The sequence below is a fragment of the Bradyrhizobium sp. GW821-FHT13H06 genome, assembly GCF_058803975.1.
Map to the genome: position 1 here is coordinate 153,107 of NZ_JBXAPN010000001.1, position 23,024 is coordinate 176,130.

At 66.5% G+C, this 23,024-nt stretch carries 18 protein-coding genes; 17 read left to right on the forward strand and 1 reads right to left on the reverse strand.

Annotated elements, in window-relative coordinates:
* The first annotated feature begins 188 nt into the window (after positions 1 to 188).
* From dnaE to fabZ, 14 genes are all read left to right on the forward strand, one after another.
* Entirely contained in the window at positions 189 to 3,692 is a 3,504-nt protein-coding gene (gene dnaE / locus AC1RQP_RS00775) for a DNA polymerase III subunit alpha (RefSeq protein WP_492935588.1), read from the forward strand.
* Between the two features lie 130 nt (positions 3,693 to 3,822).
* Complete coding sequence (locus AC1RQP_RS00780) at positions 3,823 to 4,566, forward strand: carbonic anhydrase (RefSeq protein ID WP_492935589.1); 744 nt, start codon at positions 3,823 to 3,825, stop codon at positions 4,564 to 4,566.
* A 322-nt stretch (positions 4,567 to 4,888) separates the two neighbouring features.
* Positions 4,889 to 7,552 carry a caspase family protein gene (locus tag AC1RQP_RS00785; protein ID WP_492935590.1) on the forward strand — a complete coding sequence of 888 codons (2,664 nt, stop codon included), beginning with the start codon at positions 4,889 to 4,891 and terminating at the stop codon, positions 7,550 to 7,552.
* Between the two features lie 211 nt (positions 7,553 to 7,763).
* A complete protein-coding gene (locus tag AC1RQP_RS00790; RefSeq protein WP_239623821.1) occupies positions 7,764 to 8,759 on the forward strand; it encodes a 30S ribosomal protein S2 in 996 nt (331 codons plus the stop codon).
* Positions 8,760 to 8,890: 131 nt separating this feature from the next.
* On the forward strand, positions 8,891 to 9,814 hold the full coding sequence (tsf, locus tag AC1RQP_RS00795) for a translation elongation factor Ts (protein ID WP_131868196.1): 924 nt from the start codon (positions 8,891 to 8,893) through the stop codon (positions 9,812 to 9,814).
* Between the two features lie 60 nt (positions 9,815 to 9,874).
* A complete protein-coding gene (gene pyrH / locus AC1RQP_RS00800; protein ID WP_061879549.1) occupies positions 9,875 to 10,591 on the forward strand; it encodes a UMP kinase in 717 nt (238 codons plus the stop codon).
* Between the two features lie 67 nt (positions 10,592 to 10,658).
* Complete coding sequence (frr, locus tag AC1RQP_RS00805) at positions 10,659 to 11,222, forward strand: ribosome recycling factor (RefSeq protein WP_027575609.1); 564 nt, start codon at positions 10,659 to 10,661, stop codon at positions 11,220 to 11,222.
* 10 nt (positions 11,223 to 11,232) lie between these two features.
* Positions 11,233 to 11,991: an isoprenyl transferase gene (locus tag AC1RQP_RS00810; protein ID WP_028177636.1), complete on the forward strand. Its 759-nt coding sequence runs from the start codon at positions 11,233 to 11,235 to the stop codon at positions 11,989 to 11,991.
* On the forward strand, positions 11,988 to 12,830 hold the full coding sequence (locus tag AC1RQP_RS00815; RefSeq protein WP_492935591.1) for a phosphatidate cytidylyltransferase: 843 nt from the start codon (positions 11,988 to 11,990) through the stop codon (positions 12,828 to 12,830). The genes AC1RQP_RS00810 and AC1RQP_RS00815 overlap by 4 nt, the downstream gene beginning before the upstream one ends.
* A 4-nt stretch (positions 12,831 to 12,834) precedes the next feature.
* Complete coding sequence (dxr, locus tag AC1RQP_RS00820; RefSeq protein WP_492935592.1) at positions 12,835 to 14,058, forward strand: 1-deoxy-D-xylulose-5-phosphate reductoisomerase; 1,224 nt, start codon at positions 12,835 to 12,837, stop codon at positions 14,056 to 14,058.
* A gap of 44 nt (positions 14,059 to 14,102) precedes the next feature.
* The gene (gene rseP / locus AC1RQP_RS00825; RefSeq protein ID WP_061879513.1) at positions 14,103 to 15,254 is read left to right on the forward strand and encodes an RIP metalloprotease RseP; all 1,152 of its coding nucleotides are present in this window, start codon (positions 14,103 to 14,105) and stop codon (positions 15,252 to 15,254) included.
* 176 nt (positions 15,255 to 15,430) lie between these two features.
* Complete coding sequence (gene bamA, locus AC1RQP_RS00830; RefSeq protein WP_492935593.1) at positions 15,431 to 17,971, forward strand: outer membrane protein assembly factor BamA; 2,541 nt, start codon at positions 15,431 to 15,433, stop codon at positions 17,969 to 17,971.
* 125 nt (positions 17,972 to 18,096) lie between these two features.
* Positions 18,097 to 19,164 carry a UDP-3-O-(3-hydroxymyristoyl)glucosamine N-acyltransferase gene (gene lpxD, locus AC1RQP_RS00835; RefSeq protein ID WP_492935594.1) on the forward strand — a complete coding sequence of 356 codons (1,068 nt, stop codon included), beginning with the start codon at positions 18,097 to 18,099 and terminating at the stop codon, positions 19,162 to 19,164.
* Positions 19,161 to 19,622 carry a 3-hydroxyacyl-ACP dehydratase FabZ gene (fabZ, locus tag AC1RQP_RS00840; RefSeq protein WP_024341283.1) on the forward strand — a complete coding sequence of 154 codons (462 nt, stop codon included), beginning with the start codon at positions 19,161 to 19,163 and terminating at the stop codon, positions 19,620 to 19,622. The genes lpxD and fabZ overlap by 4 nt, the downstream gene beginning before the upstream one ends.
* Before the next feature lie 27 nt (positions 19,623 to 19,649).
* Here fabZ and AC1RQP_RS00845 read toward each other — a convergent pair whose 3' ends face one another.
* Positions 19,650 to 19,973 carry a KTSC domain-containing protein gene (locus AC1RQP_RS00845; protein WP_492935595.1) on the reverse strand — a complete coding sequence of 108 codons (324 nt, stop codon included), beginning with the start codon at positions 19,971 to 19,973 and terminating at the stop codon, positions 19,650 to 19,652.
* Positions 19,974 to 20,149: 176 nt separating this feature from the next.
* Between AC1RQP_RS00845 and lpxA the strand changes: the two genes are divergently transcribed.
* The 3 genes from lpxA to lpxB are packed head-to-tail and all read left to right on the forward strand — an operon-like array spanning position 20,150 to position 22,993.
* Positions 20,150 to 20,941, forward strand: a complete 792-nt coding sequence (gene lpxA, locus AC1RQP_RS00850) for an acyl-ACP--UDP-N-acetylglucosamine O-acyltransferase (protein ID WP_492935596.1) — start codon at positions 20,150 to 20,152, stop codon at positions 20,939 to 20,941.
* 19 nt (positions 20,942 to 20,960) lie between these two features.
* Positions 20,961 to 21,818, forward strand: a complete 858-nt coding sequence (locus AC1RQP_RS00855) for an LpxI family protein (RefSeq protein WP_492936354.1) — start codon at positions 20,961 to 20,963, stop codon at positions 21,816 to 21,818.
* The gene (lpxB, locus tag AC1RQP_RS00860; RefSeq protein ID WP_492935597.1) at positions 21,815 to 22,993 is read left to right on the forward strand and encodes a lipid-A-disaccharide synthase; all 1,179 of its coding nucleotides are present in this window, start codon (positions 21,815 to 21,817) and stop codon (positions 22,991 to 22,993) included. The genes AC1RQP_RS00855 and lpxB overlap by 4 nt, the downstream gene beginning before the upstream one ends.
* Positions 22,994 to 23,024 lie beyond the last annotated feature (31 nt).

The following is a 23,024-nucleotide window of genomic DNA, read 5'->3' on the forward strand; positions in this document are numbered from 1 at the left end:
CTGCTGCCGCTTGGGGAAAAGCGGGACGACTCGGCCGATCGGCCGCTCCGGCGTGGACTCTGGAGCAGTGACGCCCCACCATTGCGAGGCGAGTCGCCCGGGCGGTGCAGGATCCTCGTTTGATCCGCCTGACATCTCCCGGCGTCGGCGACCGCTCCATTTCATCTGCAAGAGGCCGTCACGCGACCATGCCGAGCGCCGGATTCGTTCACCTTCACGTTCACTCGGCCTATTCGCTGCTCAAGGGCTCGATCAAGATCGCCAAGCTCGCCGAGCTTGCGAAGAAGGACCACCAGCCCGCGTTGGCGCTGACCGACACCGACAATCTGTTCGGTGCGCTGGAGTTCTCCGACAAGATGGCGAGTTCCGGCATCCAACCGATCGTCGGCTGCGAGCTGGCGATCGATTTCGGCGACCAGGATCCGAATGCGCGCAACGCGATGGGGCCGTCGCGGGTGGTGCTGCTGGGAGCGCAGGAGCGCGGCTATCGCAGCCTGATGCGGCTGAACTCGCGCGCGTTCCTGGAATCACCGGACAGCCATGCTCCCTTCATCAGGTTCGATTGGCTCGAGGGCGAGACCGAAGGCCTGATCGCGCTGACGGGCGGACCGGACGGGCCGATCTCGCTGGCGCTCGCCGGCGGTCACGCCGAGCTCGCCGCGCAGCGCTGCGAGCGTCTGGCCGGCCTGTTCGGCGACCGCCTCTACGTCGAATTACAGCGCCACAACACCGAGAAGGAGCGGCGCGTCGAAAGCGGCTTGATCGACATCGCCTACGCCAAGGGACTGCCGCTGGTTGCGACCAACGAGCCGTATTTCGCCGCGACCGACGATTACGAAGCCCATGACGCGCTCCTCTGCATCGCGGGCGGGCGGTTGATCGCCGAGACCGAGCGCGAGCAGCTCACGCCGGATCATCGCTTCAAGACGCGCGCCGAGATGGCGGTGCTGTTCGCCGACATTCCGGAGGCGTTGGCCTCGACGGTGGAGATCGCCGAGCGCTGCTCGTTCCGGCCGATGACGCGCAAGCCGATCCTGCCGTTCTTCACCGTCGGCGCCGCGTCGAGCTCGGATGCGGCTGCGGTGGAGGCCGCCGAGTTGAAGCGCCAGGCGGAGGAGGGGCTCGCCAACCGCCTCCGCGTGCACGGCCTGTCGCAGGGCACGACGGAAGAGACCTACGCCAAGCGGCTCGCCTTCGAGCTCGACGTCATCATGCGCATGAAATATGCGGGCTACTTCCTGATCGTCTCCGACTTCATCAAATGGGCGAAGTCGCAAGGGATTCCGGTCGGGCCGGGCCGCGGCTCCGGCGCCGGCTCGCTGGTCGCGTGGGCGCTGACGATCACCGACCTCGATCCGATCAAGTTCGGCCTGCTGTTCGAGCGCTTCCTCAATCCCGAACGCGTCTCGATGCCGGACTTCGACATCGACTTCTGCCAGGACCGCCGCGGCGAGGTGATCCAGTACGTGCAGCAGCGCTACGGCCGCGACCAGGTCGCGCAGATCATCACCTTCGGTACGCTGCAGGCGCGCGGCGTGCTGCGCGACGTCGGCCGCGTCCTGCAGATGCCCTACGGCCAGGTCGACAAGCTCACGAAACTGGTGCCGCAGAATCCCGCTGCACCGGTGACGCTGGCCGCCGCGATCGAGAGCGAGCCGAAGCTCCAGGCGTTTCGCGACGAAGACCCGGTGGTGGCGCGCGCCTTCGACATCGCGCAGCGCCTCGAAGGCCTGACGCGCCACGCCTCGACCCATGCGGCCGGCATCGTGATCGGCGATCGCCCGTTGAGCGAGCTCGTGCCGCTCTACCGCGATCCCAAATCCGACATGCCGGTGACCCAGTTCAACATGAAATGGGTCGAGCCCGCGGGGCTCGTGAAGTTCGACTTCCTCGGGTTGAAGACGCTCACGGTCCTCGACGTCGCGGTGAAGCTGCTCAAGCCGCGCGGCATCGATGTCGATCTCGCCACGCTGCCGATCGACGATGCCGAGAGCTACCAGATGCTGGCCCGTGGCGACGTCGTCGGCGTGTTCCAGGTTGAAAGCCAGGGCATGCGGCGGGCGCTGATCGACATGCGCCCGGACCGTTTCGAGGACATCATCGCGCTGGTCGCGCTCTATCGACCGGGCCCGATGGCGAACATCCCGACCTACTGCGCGCGCAAGCACGGCGACGAGGAACCGGAATATCTGCATCCCGTGCTGGAGCCGATCCTCAAGGAGACGTTCGGCGTCATCATCTACCAGGAACAGGTGATGCAGATCGCGCAGGTGATGTCCGGCTATTCGCTCGGCGACGCCGACCTCCTGCGCCGCGCCATGGGCAAGAAGATCCGCGCCGAGATGGACAAGCAGCGCGACATCTTCGTCGCGGGCGCGGTGAAGAACGGCGTGCCGAAGGGGCAGGCCGAGACCATCTTCGAACTCCTGGCGAAGTTTGCCGACTACGGCTTCAACAAGAGCCACGCGGCGGCTTACGCGCTGGTGTCCTACCACACCGCCTACATGAAGGCGCATTATCCGGTGGAGTTCATCGCGGCGTCGATGACGCTCGATCTCAACAACACCGACAAGCTTTCCGAATTCCGCTCCGAAGCGCAGCGTCTCGGCATCAAGGTCGAGCCGCCCAACATCAACCGGTCAGGCGCGACCTTCGAGGTCGGCGAGAAGACCATCTACTATGCGCTCGCCGCGCTCAAGGGCGTCGGCATCCAGGCGATCGAGCAGATCATCGCGGAGCGGACCAGAGGCGGCCTGTTCACCTCGCTCGCCGATTTCGCTGCCCGGGTCTCGCCGCGCGCGATCAACAAGCGCATCATCGAAAGTCTCGCCGCCGCCGGCGCCTTCGATACGCTGGAGCCGAACCGGGCGCGCGTCTTTGCCGGTGCCGACTCGATCCTCGCCGCCTGCCAGCGCGCGCACGAGGCCGCGACCATCGGCCAGAACGACATGTTCGGCAGCGCGGCCGACGCGCCGACCATCATGCTGCCGCAGGTCGAGCCGTGGCTGCCGGCCGAGCGGCTGCGCCGCGAATACGACGCGATCGGCTTCTTCCTGTCGGGACATCCGCTCGACGACTACGCGACCGTGCTGAAGCGGCTGCGGGTGCAGAGCTGGGCCGAATTCTCGCGCGCGGTGAAGACCGGCGCCACCGCCGGCAAGGTCGCCGCGACCGTGGTCTCGCGCATGGAGCGGCGCACCAAGACCGGCAACAAGATGGGCATCATGGGCCTGTCGGATCCGACCGGCCATTTCGAGGCGGTGCTGTTCTCCGAAGGCCTCGCGCAATATCGCGACGTGCTGGAACCGGGCGCGGCCGTGCTGCTGCAGCTGGGCGCCGAGCTTCAGGGCGAGGACGTGCGCGCCCGCGTGCTGCATGCCGAGCCGCTCGATGACGCCGCGGCCAAGACGCAGAAGGGCCTGCGCATCTTCCTGCGCGACACCAAGCCGCTGGATTCGATCGCCAAGCGCCTTGCCGGGCCCGACATGGCGGCCTCGAACGGCGGCGCGCCGAAAGTCGGGAGTCCCGCGCTTGCGCCGCGCTCCAACGGCGACGGCGAGGTCTCGCTGGTGATGATGCTCGACCTCGAGACCGAGGTCGAGATGAAGCTGCCCGGCCGCTTCAAGGTCTCGCCGCAGATCGCCGGCGCGATCAAGGCGGTCGCGGGCGTGGTGGACGTGCAGCAGCTCTGAGGTCGCCGGCACCGCCGCAAACCAAAGCTTAACTATTTGGCCCGCGTGTGGTTTCGAAGTCGCTCGAGCGCAGCTATCAGTTGTCGGCTCGACGATCTCGTTTGACGAGAAACCTGGAAGGACAACAACCATGTGCGACAAATGCTCCGAAAATCTGCATCAACCTGTTGCTCCCTCCCGGCGCTCCATGATGCTCCTTGCCACGTCGGCGCTTGCGGCGGCGGCGTTTGGCGGGGCCGCCTTCGCCAAGGAGAAGAAGGCGCCGCCGAAACCGCAGAACGTGCTGTCGCCCGATGCGGCGCTGAAGCGGCTGATGGAAGGCAATGCGCGCTACGTCTCGGGCGTGTCGCGCCGCCACGACTTCAAGCATGAGCGCGAGGCGTTGGTCGGCGGCCAGAATCCCTACGCGGCCGTGCTGAGCTGCGCCGATTCCCGCATCGCGCCCGAATACGCCTTCGACAGTGGACGCGGAGACCTGTTCGTGTGCCGCGTCGCCGGCAATTTCGCTGGCGACGAGACCGTTGCGAGCATGGAATACACCGTCGCGGTGCTCGGAACGCCCCTGATCCTGGTGCTCGGCCACGACAATTGCGGCGCGGTCGATGCGACCATCAAGTCGCTGAAGGACGACAAGCCGCTGCCGGGGCACATTCCCACGCTGGTCTCCGCGATCGCTCCGGCGGTGAAGACGGCGGCCCAACAGAGCGGGAATGCGCTCGACAACGCCATTCGCCAGAATGTCCTCGACAACGTCGCCAAGCTGAAATCGGCCGCTCCGATCCTCAACGCGGCGGTCGAGCAGGGCAAGCTCAAGGTGGTCGGCGGTATCTATCGGCTGAGCACAGGAAGCGTCGAGTTGGTCGCCCAGGGCTGAGCCCGCCCCGAGCATCGAGGCCTGGCGGTCGCGCCTCTTTCCTCCAGAGGCCGGCCGCAAAGCCGACAAGCAGCAATCACCTTCGCGATGACGTCGGGATACAAGAATCCGGGGCCGGTCGATTTCTCGCCCGTTGAGTGATCCGCCGGCAAGAGGACGCGTCGTGATATCGTCGCAGCGGGGCTGACGCCGGCGATGGGGCGGCCATGCCACCGCCTCAATCCAAGCTTTTCGTCGTTCAAGCCTTTCGTTCAACCGCCGTTCAGCCGGCTGCGCGCCTCATGCGTGCCGGACCTCGACAACAATAGCGGGCGAGCAAGCCATGCGTGGGACGCTCAGAGCTTTCATCTGCCTTCTGCTGCCGATCCTGGCCCTCGCCGCCGGCGTACCGGAACCGGCGCGCGCGCAGCAGCCGGAAAAGCGCCTCGCGCTCGTGGTCGGCAACGGCGCCTACGCCAAATCGCCGCTGGCGACGACGGCCAACGATGCCGGCCTGATCGCGCAGACGCTCCAGGCGGCGGGCTTCGACGTGGTCGGCGCGCGCGATCTCGACGGCGACACGCTGCGCAAGAGCCTGCGCGATTTCATCCAGAAGGCCCAGGCTTCGGGCCCGGGCACCGTCGCGATGATCTATCTCGCCGGCTACGGCGTGCAGCTTGCCGGCGAGAACTATTTCATCCCGGTCGATTCCAACATCACCCGCGACACCGACATACCGACCGAGGCCCTGCGCATCGGCGACTATGCGCGCCAGCTCGCGTCCATTCCGCTCAAGGCCGGCGTCGTCGTGCTCGACGCGGCGCGCGCGCAGCCCTTCATCGAGGGCGGTCAGCCGATCGCGAGCGGCCTGGCGCTGGTCGAGCCCGAGGCGAACATGCTGATCGCCTTCAACGCCGCGCCCGGCACGGTGACGCCGGAGGAGCCGGGGCCTTACGGCATCTATGCCCAGTCGCTCGCCGAGATGATCCGCACCGGCGGCCTGCCGCTGCCCGAGGTGTTCGACCGCGTGCGCTTGCGCGTCAACGAGGCCTCCAAGGGCGCGCAGGTGCCCTGGAACGAGCAGAAGATATCGGCACAATTTTCGTTCTTCGAGCGTGGGCCCGACGCGCCGCCGCCGGAGACCACGCCCGACCAGGTCGCCGCGATCCGCAACAAGCCGATCCGCGATCTCGGCGTGCAGGATGCCTATGCCGCCGCGCTCGAACGCGACACGCTGGCGGCCTATGAGGAGTTTCTCGCGGCCTATCCGAATGACCCGCTTGCAAAGCGCGTCATGGCGATCGTGGCGGCGCGCCGCGAGGCGATCACCTGGCGGCGAACCTATCGCGCCGATACGCCGGACGCCTATTGGTCGTATCTGCGCCGCTATCCGCGCGGGCCACATGCGGGCGATGCCCGGCGCAGGCTCGCGATCCTGACTGCGCCGCTCGAGCCGCCGCCGACTTTCACGATGCTGGACTACGACGTGCCGCCACCGCCGCCGGAGGAGGTCATCTATGTCGACCGTCCGGTGCTGTATTTCAGCGACCCCGATTTCGGCTTCGCGCCGCCACCGCCGCCGCCGGTCTATTATCTGCCGCCGCCGCCGCCGGATTTCGTGGTGCTGGCGCCGCCGCTGGCCGTGGTCGGCCTGTTCGTCCTGCCGCAGCCGGTGTTCGTGCCGATCCCGGTGTTCGTCAGGCCGCCGGTCTATGTCGCGCCGCCGCCGAACAACATCATCTTTCAGAACATCCACAACACCACGGTCATCAACACCGTGATCAACCGCCCGCCGGCGCCGCCGCCGGCCGCGGGGCCGGCGCCCGGTCCGGGCAATCTGGGTCCGGCGGTTGCCGGCCGCGCCACGCCGGCAGGTGCCGCCGTGCCGCAGGCAGTCGTGCAGCGCGCCGCGTTGATCCAGCAGGGCAAGGCGCCGATGCCGCCGAGCGCGACGATCCAGCCAACGGTGAGACCGGGTATCGCGGCACCGGCTCCGGCTCCAGCTCCAGCCAATGTCGCGCCTGCCACGACGGCGCAGCCGCCGGCTGCGGCCAAGCTGCCCCAAGCCAATACCTTGCCGGCACCCAATACCCTGCCGGGAACTCCTGGCGGTCCCCCGGCGGGGACGGCGCCCGGCGCCGTCACGCCGAGCGGCACGCCCAGTCCGGGCGCGATGGCCCCCGCCGGCAACATTCCTGCTGCGACACCTCAAGCACCGGCGGCCACCAAGCTGCCGCAGGCCAACACGCTGCCGGTGCCCGGAACTCCGGGTGGACCGCCTCCGGCCGGGGCAGGGGGCGCGCCCGGCGCTGCTCCGCCTCATGGCAGACCCGCTGCCGCCACGACGCCCACCGGCAACGTCCCGCCGGCACCGCCGAACGCGGCAACCGCTACGGCGCCCAACCACCCACCGGCTCCCGGAAGCTCGACGCCGACGGCCGCAGGCCTGCCCAAGCCGCCGGGGCCGACGACGCCACCTGCGGCTGACCTGCGCGGCAGGCCGGCCGGGTCCCAGTCGGGCGCTTTGCCGCCGCCGAGCGCGTCCCCCGGCAAGCCGGTCGTCCCGCCCACGGTCAAACCCGCGGCACCGCCACCGCCGCCAGTGGCGGCGCGGGGGCCGTCCGGAGTTCAGGATCACCGGCCCTCGCCGCCGGCCGCCAGGCCTGCCGCACCGCCACCGCATCCTCAGGCCCTGGCGAAGCCGACGCCGCCGCCTCCGCCGCGAGTCGCGCCGCCCCCACCACCGCGCGCGGCTCCTCCGCCCGCAGCCGTGGCCCGACCGGCGCCACCGCCGCCCGTTGCTCGACCGGCGCCGCCTCCGCCAGCGATGGCGCGTCCTGCACCACCTCCACCTCCGATGGCACGGCCCGCGCCGCCGCCACCTCCGGTCGCGCGGCCGGCACCGCCTCCCATGGCGGCCGCGCCGCCGCGTGCCGCGCCGCCTCCGCCAGCACGGCCGGCCGGCCCGCCACCAAAGGCCTGTCCGCCCGGCCAACCCAAGTGCTAGGAGGCTGAAGGGCAGGGACGTCGGGACGTGACAGGGAGCTTGCGGGCGTCCCGGATGGCCCCTTATTTCCTTGCTTCTGGCCGAAATAGCGCTATATAGCGCGCCATCTCACACGGAAACATGGCTCACAAGGCCGTCCGGTGGCAGCCGGGGCGAGAACGCTCCGTTTTGCTCACACGTTTCCGGAGGAACCAACCGGAGAATTAGAACGATGGCGCTACCCGATTTCACCATGCGTCAGCTGCTCGAAGCTGGCGTGCACTTTGGTCACCAGTCTCACCGCTGGAATCCGAAAATGGCTCCGTTCATTTTCGGTACCCGCAACAACATCCACATCGTCGACCTCGCCCAGACCGTGCCGATGCTGCACCAGGCCCTCCAGGCCGTCAGCGACACGGTGGCCAAGGGCGGCCGCATCCTGTTCGTCGGCACCAAGCGCCAGGCGCAGGACGGTGTTGCGGACGCGGCCAAGCGCTGCGCGCAGTATTTCGTCAATTCGCGCTGGCTCGGCGGCACGCTGACCAACTGGAAGACGATCTCGGCCTCGATCAAGCGCCTGCGTCACCTCGACGACGTGCTCTCGGGCGGCGAAGCCAATTCCTACACGAAGAAGGAGCGCCTGACGCTTCAGCGCGAGCGCGACAAGCTCGACCGTTCGCTCGGCGGCATCAAGGACATGGGCGGTCTGCCCGACCTGATCTTCGTGATCGACACCAACAAGGAAGACATCGCGATCCAGGAAGCCCAGCGGCTCAACATTCCGGTCGCCGCGATCGTCGACACCAATTCGGACCCCAAGGGCATCACCTATGTGGTGCCGGGCAATGACGACGCCGGCCGCGCCATTTCCCTGTACTGCGATCTCATCGCGCGTGCGGCGATCGACGGCATCTCGCGCGCCCAGGGCGATTCGGGCATCGACATCGGCGGCGCGGCTCAGCCGGTCGCCGAGGAGCTGCCGACGCCCTCGTCGAGCGGTTTCCAGGGCCTTGCGGGTCCCCGCGGCACCGCCGACGACCTCAAGAAGCTCCCGGGCGTATCGGGTGCGATCGAGAAGAAGTTCAACGACCTCGGCATCTTCCACTATTGGCAGCTCGCCGAGCTCGACCACGACACCGCGCACACGATCGGCGAAGAGGTCGGTCTGCCGAGCCGCGCGGACGCCTGGGTGGCCAAGGCCAAGGCGCTGACCGCAGAAGCGGAATAGTCAAAAAGACGATGGGTTGGCCGGATAGGATCCGGCCACCATTTCAGTTGACGCAAATTGCTGAGATGGCGCGCGGCGGGGCGCTACGATGCCACGCTGCGGCAAACCGGCAGGCACAAAGGATTTCAACGATGGCAACGATCACAGCGGCGATGGTCAAGGATCTGCGCGAGTCGACTGGCGCAGGCATGATGGACTGCAAGGCCGCGCTGACCGAGAACGACGGCAACATGGAAGCGGCGCAGGACTGGCTTCGCAAGAAGGGTCTGTCCAAGGCTGCCAAGAAGTCGGGCCGGGTCGCGGCCGAGGGCCTGATCGGCGCGCTCACCAAGGGCACCAAGGGTGTCGTGGTCGAGGTGAATTCCGAGACCGACTTCGTCGCGCGCAACGGCCAGTTCCAGGGCCTCGTCAAGATGATCGCCCAGGTCGCCTTCGACGTCGGCGCCGACGTCGAGAAGATCAAGGCCGCCAAGGTCGGCGACGTCACGATCGAAACCGCCATCAATGATGCGATCGCTACCATCGGCGAGAACATGACGCTGCGCCGCGCCGCCCAGCTCGAAGTGAGTCAGGGTGTGGTGTCGCACTATGTCCACGGGGCCGTCATCGACGGCGCCGGCAAGATGGGCGTGATCGTGGCGCTGGAATCGCCGGGCAAGGCCGACGAGCTTGCGGCGCTCGGCCGCCAGATCGCGATGCATGTCGCCGCCGCCAACCCGCTGGCGCTCGATCCGTCCGGCCTCGATCCGGCGGTCGTCAAGCGCGAGAAGGACGTGCTCGCCGACAAATATCGCCAGCAGGGCAAGCCCGAGAACGTGATCGAGAAGATCGTCGAGTCCGGCCTCAAGACCTACTACAAGGAAGTCTGCCTGCTCGAGCAGGCCTTCATCCACGACACCGGCAAGTCGGTGGCGCAGGCGGTGAAGGAGGCCGAGGGCAAGGTCGGCGGCGCTGTGAAGATCGCCGGCTTTGTGCGCTATGCTCTCGGCGAGGGAATCGAGAAGCAGGAAAGCGACTTCGCGGCCGAGGTCGCCGCGGCCAGCGGCAAGAAGTAAGCGCCGGAACGTTCCTTCCGGCGTGCCGCCGGAAGCGGCGCCCGGACAAGGAAGGTGCTCATGACTGATCCGGTCTACCGTCGCGTCGTGATCAAGCTGTCCGGCGAATATCTCGCGGGACAGCAAGGCTTTGGCATCGATCAACCGACCGTCGACCGGGTTGTGGACGATCTGATCGCGGCCCGCCATCTCGGCACCGAGGTCGCGGTCGTGATCGGCGGCGGCAACATGGTCCGCGGCGTGGAGGTGTCCTCCCGCGGGGTGTCGCGCACAACCGGCGACACCATGGGCATGCTCGCCACCATGATGAACTGCCTCGCGCTGGAAGCGGCGATCGAGCGCAAGGGCACGCCGGCGCGGACGCTGTCGGCCTTCGTCATGCCAGAGATTTCCGAGCTGTTTACCCGCACTGCGGCACACAAATACCTGGCCGAGGGCCGGATCGTGCTGCTTGGCGGCGGGACGGGCAACCCGTTCTTCACCACCGACACGACCGCGGTGCTCCGTGCCGCCGAGATCGGGGCGCAGGCGGTCCTGAAGGCGACCAATGTCGACGGCGTCTACTCGGCCGACCCGAAGACGGATCCGACCGCCACGCGGTTCGACCGTCTGACGCATTCACAGGCGATCGAGGGCGGCTACAAGGTGATGGATGCGACCGCCTTCGCGCTTGCCCGCGAGACATCGCTGCCTATCATCGTATTCTCGATCGCGGAGCCGGGGTCGATCGGCGCGATTCTGCGTGGCGTCGGCCACGGAACCATCGTCGCCGGCTGACGGCTCGTCTTGCGTGCCCCGAGGGAAGGGCGCGGAGCGGTCGCCGGGATTTTGAAGGAGAAACGTGATGGCCACGGGTAATTTCGACCTCAACGAAGTGAAGCGCCGCATGCAGGGCGCCGTCCAGTCCCTCAAGCATGAACTCGGCGGCCTGCGCACCGGCCGCGCCTCCGCCTCGATGCTCGATCCGGTTCAGGTCGAGGCCTATGGCAGTCACATGCCGCTGAACCAGCTTGCCACCGTCAGCGTGCCGGAGCCGCGGCTGATCTCGGTGCAGGTCTGGGACAAGTCGATGGTCAAGGCGGTGGAGAAGGCGATCGTCGATTCCAATCTCGGCCTGTCGCCCGCGACCGAGGGCCAAGTGCTGCGCCTGCGCATCCCCGAGCTCAACGAGGAGCGGCGCAAGGAGCTGGTGAAGGTCGCGCACAAATACGCCGAAGCCGCCAAGGTCGCCGCGCGCCATGTCCGCCGCGACGGTCTCGACGTGCTCAAGAAGCTCGAGAAGAATCACGAGATGTCGGAGGACGATCAGAAGCGTCACGCCGACGAGGTGCAGAAGGCGACCGACGGTACCATCGCCGAGATCGACCAGTTGCTGGCCGCCAAGGAAAAAGAAATCCTCACCGTCTAGGGCCGCTTCCATGTCCAACGCCGCCGCGCCAGCAACCGAAGGGCCCGACCGGTCCGAGGCGCCTGCGCACGTCGCCATCATCATGGATGGCAACGGGCGTTGGGCGGCCGCGCGCGGCCTGCCGCGTGCGGAAGGGCATCGCCGCGGTGTGGACGCGCTGCGGCGCGTGGTGCGCGCCTCGCACGAGCTTGGCATTCGCTATCTCACCATCTTCTCGTTCTCGTCGGAGAACTGGTCGCGCCCGGCGAGCGAGATCGGCGACCTGTTCGGCCTGCTGCGGCGCTTCATCCGCAACGATCTGGCGAGCCTGCATCGCGACGGCGTCAAGGTTCGCATCATCGGCGAGCGCGAGGGGCTCGAGAGCGACATCTGCGGGCTCCTCAACGAGGCCGAGGAGCTGACACGCGACAACACGCGCCTGACGCTCGTGGTCGCCTTCAATTACGGCTCGCGGCAGGAGATCGCGAAAGCGGCGCAGAAGCTCGCCCGCGAGGTCGCGGAGGGCAAGCGGGATCCAGCCACGATCGACGCCGAGACGCTCGGGGCGCATCTCGACGCGCCCGACATTCCAGATCCCGATCTGATCATCCGCACCAGCGGGGAGCAGCGCCTGTCCAACTTCCTGATGTGGCAGGCCGCCTATAGCGAGCTCGTGTTCGTGCCGATCCACTGGCCCGACTTCGACAAGGCGGCGCTGGAGAGCGCGATTGCCGAATTTGCCAGGCGCGAACGCCGTTTCGGCGGCCTGGTCGCGAAAACCGCCTCGTGAGCGAACCGGACGCCGCACCGGCGGGCTCTCAGCCCGCCCAGAGCAATCTCGTGCTGCGAGTCCTCGCAGGGCTGGTGCTGGCGCCGCTCGCCATTGCGCTCGCCTATGCCGGCGGCTGGCTCTGGGCACTTCTCGTCACCCTGGTCTCGATCGGACTGTTCGCCGAATGGCTGATGGTGGTGGGCGCGAGCTCGGTCGCGCTGACGGGCGTGGGGACGATCGTCATTGCCATCGTGGGATTTTGCACGGCCTTCGGCGCCCTCAAGACGGCCGTCATCAGCGGCTTCATCGGCGGCGCGATCGTGACGCTGATTGCGCGGAGGAAGTTCGTCTGGGCGGCGACCGGGTTTGCCTATGCGTCGGCGGCGCTGCTGGCTTCGATCCTAGTGCGGCAGGATCTCGTCAACGGTTTCGCCGCGCTGATGTTCGTGCTCCTCGTGGTGTGGGCGACCGACATCGGCGGCTATTTTGCCGGCCGCAGCATCGGCGGGCCGAAGCTGTGGCCGCGCGTGAGCCCGAAAAAGACCTGGTCCGGAGCGCTCGGCGGCTTTGCGGCGAGCCTGGCGGTTGCGGCCGGCTTTGCCGCCTGCGGGATCGGAAAGGTGGTTCCACTACTGCTCGTCAGCGCCGTCCTGTCGGTGGTATCGCAACTCGGCGATCTCTTCGAATCCGCAGTGAAACGGCGCTTCGGAGTCAAGGATTCCAGTCACTTAATTCCCGGCCATGGCGGACTTATGGACCGCCTAGACGGTTTCGTCGCCGCCATCCTGGCGGCATGGATTATCGGCTTTCTCCGCCATGGTGTGCATAGCGCCGGAAGCGGTCTTATGGTTTGGTGAGGATATGAGCGCGGTCCCATTGCGTAACAACAGGCTTGCGGCGTCCGACGTCCGCAGCGTCACGGTTCTCGGCGCCACCGGCTCGATCGGCGACAGCACGATGGACCTGCTGCGCGCCTCGCCCGAGCGCTATCGTGTCGAGGCGTTGACGGCGAACGGCAATGTCGCGGCGCTGGCCAAGCTCGCCAGGGAGTTCTCCGCGCGCTATGTCGCGATCGCCGACACCTCCAAGCTCGCCGAGCTCAAGGCCGCGCTGGCGGGCACCGGCACCGAATGCGGCGCCGGCGAGAGCGCGGTCATCGAGGCCGGCGCGCGTCCGGCCGACTGGGTGATGGCGGCCGTGAGCGGTGCTGCGGGACTGAAGCCGGCGCTGGCGGCGGTCGATCGCGGTGCCCATGTCGCGCTCGCCAACAAGGAATGTCTGGTCTGCGCCGGCGATTTCTTCATGCAGCGCGCGGCAAAGGCGGGCGCCTGCATCCTGCCCGCCGATTCCGAGCACAATGCGCTGTTCCAGGCGCTGAGCTCAGGTAATCGCGACGAGCTGGTCCGCGTCATCATCACGGCCTCGGGAGGTCCGTTCCGGACCTGGAAGCCCGCCGACATCGAGCAGGCCACGCTCGAGCAGGCGCTGAAGCATCCGAACTGGAGCATGGGTCAGAAGATCACGATCGATTCCGCCTCGATGATGAACAAGGGGCTCGAAGTGATCGAGGCATCCTATCTGTTCGCGCTCGCGCCCGACGAGATCGACGTCCTCGTTCATCCGCAGTCGATCATTCACGGCATGGTCGAGTTCTCCGACTGCTCCGTCGTGGCCCAGCTCGGCGCGCCCGACATGCGGACGCCGATCGCGCATTGCCTCGGCTGGCCCGATCGCATCAAGGGGCCGGCGGCCAGGCTCGACCTCGCCAAGATCGGCCAGCTGACCTTCGAAGCGCCGGACTTCGAGCGCTTCCCCGGGCTGCGGCTGGCCTACGATTCGCTCCGGACCGGGAAGGGGGCGACCACTGTCTACAACGCCGCCAACGAGGTCGCCGTCGCCGCCTTCATCGCCGGCAAGATCCGGTTCGGCGCGATTGCCCGGCTGGTCGAGGCGACCCTTGACGATTGGGTCAAGGGTGGGAACCAGGCACCCCTGACGTCCGCCGACGATGCAATTTCCGTTGACCATGTTGCGCGAAATAGGGCTGCCGCCCTATTGCCTCAAATTGCCTTAAAGGCATCCTAGTTGGTTCGGTGCCAGGGCCTTGCGGCGCTGGGTGAGGGAAATCGATGATCGACTTTTTCGTCCATAGTTTCAATACGTTGAGCCATGGGCTCCTCGGTTACGCAATTCCCTTCCTGTTCGTCCTGACCATCGTCGTGTTCTTCCACGAGCTTGGCCATTTCCTGGTCGCGCGCTGGGCGGGTGTTCGCGTGCTGACCTTCTCGCTCGGTTTCGGACCTGAGCTGGTCGGTTTCAACGACCGCCATGGCACCCGCTGGAAGATCTCGGCAATCCCGCTCGGCGGCTACGTCAAGTTCTTCGGCGACGAGAGCGAGGCCTCGACACCGTCGTCACAGACGCTCGCGGCGATGACGGCCGAGGAGCGCGCCGGCAGCTTCCACCACAAGAAGGTCGGCCCGCGCGCGGCCATCGTCGCGGCCGGACCGATCGCGAATTTCATCCTGGGCGCGCTGATCTTTGCCGGCATGGCCCTCTATTACGGCAAGCCGAGCACGATCGCGCGTGTTGACGGCGTCGTCGCCGATGGCGCGGCGGCTGCGGCCGGCTTCAAGGTCGGGGACGTCGTCATCCAGATCGACGGCAAGCCGATCGAGAGCTTTGCCGACATGCAGCGAATCGTTGCGATGAACGCAGGTTCGGCGCTTGCGTTCCAGGTGAAGCGCGACGGCGCCATCGTCTCCCTGACCGCGACCCCGGCGCTGCTGGAGCGCAAGGATCCGTTCGGAAACAGCCATCGTCTCGGCGTGCTCGGTATTGAGCACAAGTCGCAGGCCGGGGAGGCCTCGACCGCGCCGGTCGGCGTCGGTGAAGCCCTCAAGATCGGGGTCGAGCAGGTCTGGTTCATCATCACCAGCACCTTCAAGTTCCTGGGCTCGCTGTTCGTCGGGCAAGGCAATCCGAACGAGGTCAGTGGCGTCCTGGGAATCGCGAAGATGTCGGGGCAGGCGGCCAGCGCCGGGTTCCAGTTTGTCATCAATCTCTGCGCGGTGCTGTCGGTTTCGATCGGCCTGCTGAACCTGTTCCCGATCCCGCTGCTCGATGGCGGCCACCTGATGTTCTATGCGGCCGAGGTGGTCCGTGGCCGGCCCTTGTCCGAGCGAACCCAGGAGATGGGGTTCCGAATCGGACTCGGCTTGGTCCTGATGTTGATGGTGTTTGCGACCTACAACGACATCCTGCGGATGGCCGCTTCCTGATAGAGGCTTTTTTGTGGCGTTGCTGTTCAGCAACGTCCTGGAATGAAATTGAAATCACGGCGCTTTCGGCCGTTTGCGCCGTCGGCGAAATTGGCTACAAGCGGCCTGAACTTGGGGAATCTCCAGACCGGCGTTGGGGTTGGGTCTGGCAGGGAATGATAAGGGCGCGTTGCGCGATGAAGTTTGGACTGCGACTCCGGGGGGGCTTGCTCGCAACCCTGATCATGTTCGGCGCGCCGGTGATTGCCCCGGTTGGGGCTGTTTTCGTGTCTTCGTCTGCATTCGCTCAGACCGTCCAGTCGATTTCCGTCGAGGGAAATCGCCGGGTCGAGGTGGAGACGATCCGCTCCTATTTCAAGCCGGGCCCGGGCGGCCGTCTGGATCAGGCTGCCATCGACGACGGCCTCAAGGCGCTGATCGAGACCGGCCTGTTCCAGGACGTCAGGATCAACCGCGGTGCCGGCGGCCAGATCATCGTCTCCGTGGTGGAAAATCCGGTGATCGGGCGCCTCGCCTTCGAGGGCAACAAGAAGATCAAGGACGAGCAGCTCTCCGCTGAAGTCCAGTCCAAGGCGCGCGGCACCTTCTCCCGCGCCATGGTGCAGTCCGACACGCTGCGAATCGCCGAAATCTATCGCCGCTCCGGCCGCTACGACGTGCGCGTCACGCCCGAGGTCATCGAGCAGCCGAACAACCGCGTCGATCTCATCTTCACGATCGAGGAGGGCGCCAAGACCGGCGTCAAGTCGATCGAGTTCGTCGGCAACAGCGCGTTCTCGTCCTACCGCCTCAGGGACGTCATCAAGACGCGCGAATCGAACCTGCTGAGCTTTCTCGCCAGCGGCGACATCTATGATCCCGACCGCGTCGAAGCCGACCGCGACCTGATCCGCCGCTTCTACCTCAAGAACGGCTTCGCCGACGTCCAGGTCGTGGCCGCGCTCACCGAATACGACCCGGAGAAGAAGGGTTTCAACGTCACCTTCAAGATCGAGGAAGGCGCGCAATACCGCGTCGGCGCGGTCAACTTCCGCTCGAGCATTCCGAACTTCGATCCAACCTCGATGCGCGCCTATTCGCGCGTCAATGTCGGCTCGCTCTACAACGTCGAATCGGTCGAGAAGTCGGTCGAGGAGATGCAGATCGAGGCCTCGCGCCGCGGCTATGCCTTCGCCGTGGTCCGGCCCGGCGGCGACCGCAACTTCGAGGCGCATACGGTGTCCGTCGTCTTCAACATCGACGAGGGCCCGCGCACCTATATCGAGCGCATTAACCTGCGCGGCAACACCCGCACGCGCGACTACGTGATCCGCCGCGAGTTCGACATCTCGGAAGGCGATGCCTACAACCGCGCGCTGGTCGACCGTGCCGAGCGGCGCCTGAAGAACCTCGACTATTTCAAGAGCGTGAAGATCACGACCGAGCCGGGCTCGTCGAGCGATCGCGTCATCCTGATCGTCGACATGGAAGAGAAATCGACCGGCGACTTCTCGATCTCGGGCGGCTACTCCACCACCGACGGCGCGCTGGCCGAAGTGTCGGTCTCCGAGCGCAATCTGCTCGGCCGCGGCCTGTTCGCCAAGGCGTCGGTGACCTACGGCCAATACGCCCGCGGCTACTCGCTGTCGTTCGTCGAGCCGTATCTGCTCGACTACCGCGTCGCGCTCGGCCTCGACCTCTATCAGCGCCAGCAGCTGGCCAACAGCTACATCTCCTACGGCACCAAGACGCTCGGCTTCTCGCCGCGCCTCGGCTTCTCCCTGCGTGAAGATCTGGCGCTCCAGCTGCGCTACTCGATCTACCAGCAGGAAATCACGCTGCCGAGCTACCTGGCGAACTGTAACAACGTGCAGTTCCTGCCCGATGGCAGCGCGAATCCGTTGTTCAATCCGAGCCCGGCCTTTGCCAATGCCAACGGCATCAACCTTGCGTCGACGAACGGCCTGGGCTGCTACAACGATGGCGAAGCCTCGCTGCCGGTGCGCAAGGAGCTTGCCAACGGCAAGACCCTGACCTCGGCGCTCGGCTACACGCTCACCTACAACACGCTGGACAACAACAAGAACCCCACCGACGGTCTGCTCATCGACTTCCGGCAGGATTTCGCCGGCGTCGGCGGCGACGTCTCCTATCTGAAGACCGTGGCGGACGGAAAGTATTACACTCCGCTGGTGTCGGACATTGTCGGCATCGTCCGTCTCCAGGGCGGTATTCTGACCAAGGTGGGCAGCGACCTGCGCATGCTCGACCACTTCCAGATGGGCCCGAACCTCGTCCGTGGCTTTGCCCCGAACGGCATCGGCCCGCGCGACCTGAATCCCTTCGGTACCCAGGACGCGCTCGGCGGCACCAAGTACTGGGGTGCTTCGCTCGAACTGCAGATGCCGTTCTGGTTCCTGCCCAAGGAAGTGGGTCTGAAGGGTGCGGTCTATGCCGATGCCGGCGGCCTCTTTGATTACCAAGGGCCAACGAGCTGGACCACGACCAACGAGGTCAATGCGCCCGGCTGTATCCCGTCGACGATCAATCCGTCATCAGCGGGCACCTGCACCGGCCTCGTGTTTGACGACAGCAAGGTGGTCCGCACGTCGGTCGGTGTCGGCCTGATCTGGCAGTCGCCATTCGGCCCGCTGCGCTTCGACTACGCCGTGCCGCTTACCAAGGGCAAGTATGACCGCACGCAGGAGTTCCGGTTCGGCGGCGGCACCACGTTCTAGTTCGATCAGCACGGCACGATCCGGATCACTGGAGCCGGTTTCCGAAAGGGATCGTGCCAATCCAAGACATGGGGCATGATGCGGCCAGACCGCTTCATGCCGAAGCCGGACCGCGACGGGGTGGAATGGCGCAGCCGATCTTCTTCACAAAGCCGCCTGCCACAGCGCTGGCCGATATCGCCACGCTGACCAAGGCGCAGTTGGTCGACCCCGCAAGGGGCGGCCATCTCATTACGGGCCTGGCTTCGCTCGACGAATCCGGTCCGATGCATCTGGCATTCTTCGACAACCTCAAATATGCCGATCAGCTCAAGGCAACCCGGGCGGGTGCTTGCCTGGTCAGTCCGCGTTTCGAGGCGGAGGTGCCCGCACATGTGGCCGTGCTGCGGGTGGCGCAGCCGTTCCGCGCCTTCGTCAGGATCGCGCGGGAATGGCACGGCGACGCGCTGCGGCCGCAATCCTGGGTCGGCAATGACGGTATCGCGCCCTCGGCGATCATCGATCCCTCGGCCCGGCTCGAGGACGGCGTGATCGTCGATCCCCTGGCCGTGATCGGCCCGGACGCCGAGATCGGCAGCGGCACGGTGATCGGCGTCGGAGCGGTGATCGGCCCCGGCGTCAAGATCGGCCGGGACTGCAACGTCGGCGCCCGCACGGCGATCCAGTGCGCCCTGATCGGCAACAACGTGCTGATCCATCCCGGCTGCTCGATTGGCCAGGACGGCTACGGCTTCATCTTCTTCGGCCCCGAGGGCCATCTGAAGGTGCCGCAGACCGGACGCGTGCTGATCCAGAACGACGTCGAGGTCGGCGCCAACACCACGATCGACCGCGGGTCCTTGCGGGACACCGTGATCGGCGAGGGGACCAAAATCGACAACCAGGTCCAGATCGGCCACAATGTGACGATCGGCCGGCACTGCCTGCTGGCGGCACAGATCGGCCTCGCCGGCAGCCTGACCATCGGCGACAACGTGGCGCTCGGAGCGAAGGTTGGCATCAACAATCACCTCAAGATCGGCGACGGGGCTCAGGTCACCGCCATGAGCGCGGTCAAGGACGACATTCCGCCGGGCGGCCGCTGGGGCGGGCATTTCGCCAAGCCGACCAAGCAGTGGTTCAAGGAGATCATCGCGGTGGAGCGCCTGGTACGCGACAGCAAGGCCGATCCGAAGGACGAGGGACGGGAATGACGGCGGAATCACCTGTTAAGTTCGAGTTGGTGGACATCAACGCGATCCTCCAGACCCTGCCGCACCGTTTTCCGATGCTGCTCATCGACCGCGTGATCAACATCCGCGCCGATTACAGCGGCATCGGCATCAAGAACGTCACCTTCAACGAGCCGGCGTTCCAGGGGCATTTCCCCGAGCGCCCGGTCTATCCCGGCGTCATGATGATCGAGGCGATGGCGCAAACCGCGGGCGTGATCGGCATCAAGTCGGTCGAAGGCACCGAGAAGCCGCGGGCGGTGTATTTCCTCACCATCGACAAGTGCAAGTTCCGCAAGCCGGTGCTGCCCGGCGACACCATCGAATATCACATGCGCTCGCTCGGGCGCCGCAAGGCCATGTGGTGGTTTCACGGCGACGCCAAGGTCAACGGGCAGGTCGTCGCGGAGGCCGACGTCGGCGCCATGCTGACGGACTGAGCGCCCAAGCGCTCCCACACAGGGGCCTCACGCGGGACAATCGTAGCGGCTGCCGGCCGTCTCTCGCCTGATATTCTGGTTGAAGAACTGGCCCATGGACGGCGCGCCCAGGAGGCGTTCGACCGTGTCGGCCGTCACGCCGCAATAGCGGTCATAGGCGCCGTCAGCTGCGACGACGAGATCCTGCCGCGCGCGATCGTAACAGACCCGCTGAAGCACCGTGCTCCTCGTGATGTCGCGGCACTCGAACGTGCCGAGATCGACGAGCTGGCGTTCACCGGTCTCGATCGTCTCGGACACGATCGATGTACCGGCGAGCTGCGCAAGCAGAAGGACCAGAGCCCTGACCACGGTAGTTGAAGCTCCGCATGAATATGTTGGAGGGCCGGCCGGACCGCTTCATCCGGCACTTGAAATACGCCGAGATGATACGTCACTGGACAGATCGGGCAAAGTCGCGCTAACCACCGGAAAACCAAGCGACTTCAACACATAACCAGACCTTCTTGACGAGTAAGATTGGCTTGATGAGCAAGATTGATCCCACCGCACGGATCGCGGACGGCGCCGTGATCGGCGAGGGCACCGAGATCGGACCCTATTGCATCATCGGCCCGAACGTCGTGATCGGCGCCAATTGCAGGTTGATCGGACAGGCCACAATCATCGGCCATACCGCGATCGGGGACGGCTGCGTGATTTCGCCGTTCGCGGTGCTCGGCGGTGCGCCCCAGGATCTCAGCTATAAGGGCGAGCCGACCCGGCTTGAGATCGGCTCGGGCTGCACCATCCGGGAAGGTGCGACGATGAATGTCGGCACCATCAAGGGCGGCGGACTGACGCGCGTCGGCAGCGGTGGCTACTTCATGAACAACAGCCATGTCGGGCATGACTGCATGGTCGGCGACAATGTGATCTTCGCGACGTCGGCAACACTCGGCGGGCATTGCGAGATCGGCGACGCCGTTTACATCGGCGGCCTGTCTGCGGTGCACCAGTTCACCCGCATCGGCTCCTATGTCATGGTCGGAGGTGTCTGCGGTGTGCGCGACGACGTCATCCCGTATGGGCTCGTGAACGGACAGTACGCGGTGCTGGAGAGCCTCAACCTGATCGGCATGAAGCGTCGCAAGTTCACCAAGCAGCGGCTCGCGACCGTGCGTGCGTTCTACCAGAAGCTCTTCCACGGGCCCGGCACGTTCGCAGAGCGTCTGGAGGCGGCGCGTCCGCTCGCCGGCGAAGACCCCGCGATCGCCGAAATCCTCGACTTCATCGGCAAGGGCAAGCGCCCGCTCTGTCTTCCCGCCATCGCGAAGTGAGTTCGGGATGGCCGCGGACATGACATCGGCGGCTTCGCAGGTTTCGTCACCGGTCGGCATCGTCGCCGGTGGCGGCGCCATGCCGTTCGCGGTCGCCGAGTCGCTCGCCGCGCACGGCATCACGCCGGTGCTGTTTCCGCTGCGTGGGGCCTGCGATCCCGTGCGGGTGGAGAAATTCCGCCATCGCTGGATCTCGGTCGGCCAGCTCGGCCGCGCGATGCGGCTGTTTCGCGAGGAGGGCTGCCGCGACCTTATCTTCATCGGCACGCTGGTGCGGCCCTCGCTGTCGGAGATCCGTTTCGACGTCAAGACGCTGCGCCTGCTCGGCAACGTCATCCGCGCCTTTCGCGGCGGAGACGATCATCTGTTGTCCGGTGTCGGCCGCCTCCTCGAGCAGGATGGCTTTCGCATGGTCGGCATCAAGGACGTCGCGCCGGATCTGCTGATGCCCGAGGGCTGCATCAGTCGCGCCTGGCCCAGCGACGCCAGCAAGGCCGACATCGAGCGCGGGCGCGCGGTGCTGACCGCGCTCGGTCCGTTCGACATCGGCCAGGCCGCGGTGGTGATCGACGGTCATGTCGTGGCGGTCGAGGACATCGAGGGAACCGACGCGCTGCTCGCCCGCGTCGCGCGGCTGCGCGAGGAGGGCCGCATCCGTGCCGCCACGGGCCGCGGCGTGCTGGTGAAGGCGCCGAAGAGCGGCCAGGATCTGCGCTTCGACCTGCCGACGATCGGCCCGCGCACGATCGAGGGCGTCGCGGCCGCCGGCCTTGCGGGCATCGCCGTCATCGCCGGCAACACCATCGCCGCGGAGCCGCAAGCGATGATCGCACTTGCCGACGCAAAATATCTTTTCGTCATCGGCCTGCCCGCGTGATGCAGGGGCGCGATCCCATGCGCAAGATATTCCTGATCGCCACGGAGGAATCCGGCGACCGGCTCGGCAGCGCCTTGATGAAGGTGCTGCGCCAGCGGCTCGGCGACGGCGTGCAGTTCGTCGGCGTCGGCGGCCGCACCATGGCGCGCGAGGGGCTCGAATCTTTGTTTCCGATCGAGGAGCTGTCGATCGTCGGCTTTGCCGCGGTGGTGCAGCAACTGCCGAAGATCCTGCGGCTGATCCGAAAGACCGCTGACGCCGTGACCGAGGCCGCGCCAGACGCCCTCGTCATCATCGACAGCCCCGACTTCACCCATCGCGTCGCCCGCCGCGTGCGTTCGCGCAGTCCTGGAATCCCGGTCATCGATTACGTCTCGCCGCAGCTTTGGGCGTGGCGACCGGGCCGCGCACGGACCATGCTCGGCTATGTCGACCATGTGCTCGGCCTGCTGCCGTTCGAGCCGGAGGAATACCGCAAGCTCGGCGGGCCGCCCTGCAGCTATGTCGGCCATCCCCTGATCGAGCAATTGTCCTCGCTGCGGCCGAACGCAGAGGAGCAGACGCGCCGCGACGGCGAGCCGCCGGTGCTGCTGGTGCTGCCCGGCAGCCGCCGCAGCGAGATCCGGCATCACCTCGACGTGTTCGGCGCGGCGCTCGGCCGGTTGCAGGCGGAGGGGAGTGCGTTCGAGCTGATGCTGCCGACCATGCCGCATCTCGAAGCAGCCATCCGCGAGGGCATCGCGAACTGGCCGGTCAAGCCGGTGATCGTGATCGGCGAGAACGAGAAGCGGGCTGCGTTCCGTATCGCGCACGCGGCGCTGGCCAAATCCGGGACGGTGACGCTGGAGCTCGCACTCTCGGGCATTCCGATGGTGACGGCATATCGCGTCGGCGCGATCGAGGCCTTCATTCTGCGCCGCGCGATCCGCGTCTCCTCGGTGATCCTTGCCAATCTCGTGATCGGCAGGGATGTCATTCCCGAGTATTTGCAGGAGGACTGCACGCCGGAGAAGCTGTCGGCGGCGCTCGCCGAACTCCTGACGGATTCGCCGCTCCGCCGGCAGCAGGTCGAGGCCTTCGCCCAGCTCGATCAGATCATGTCGACCGGCAACAAGTCGCCGAGCGCGCTCGCCGCCGACATCGTGCTCGCGACGATGCGCAAGGGCCGGCGGTAAGCGACGACTGCTAGGGTAGGCAAGCGAGAAG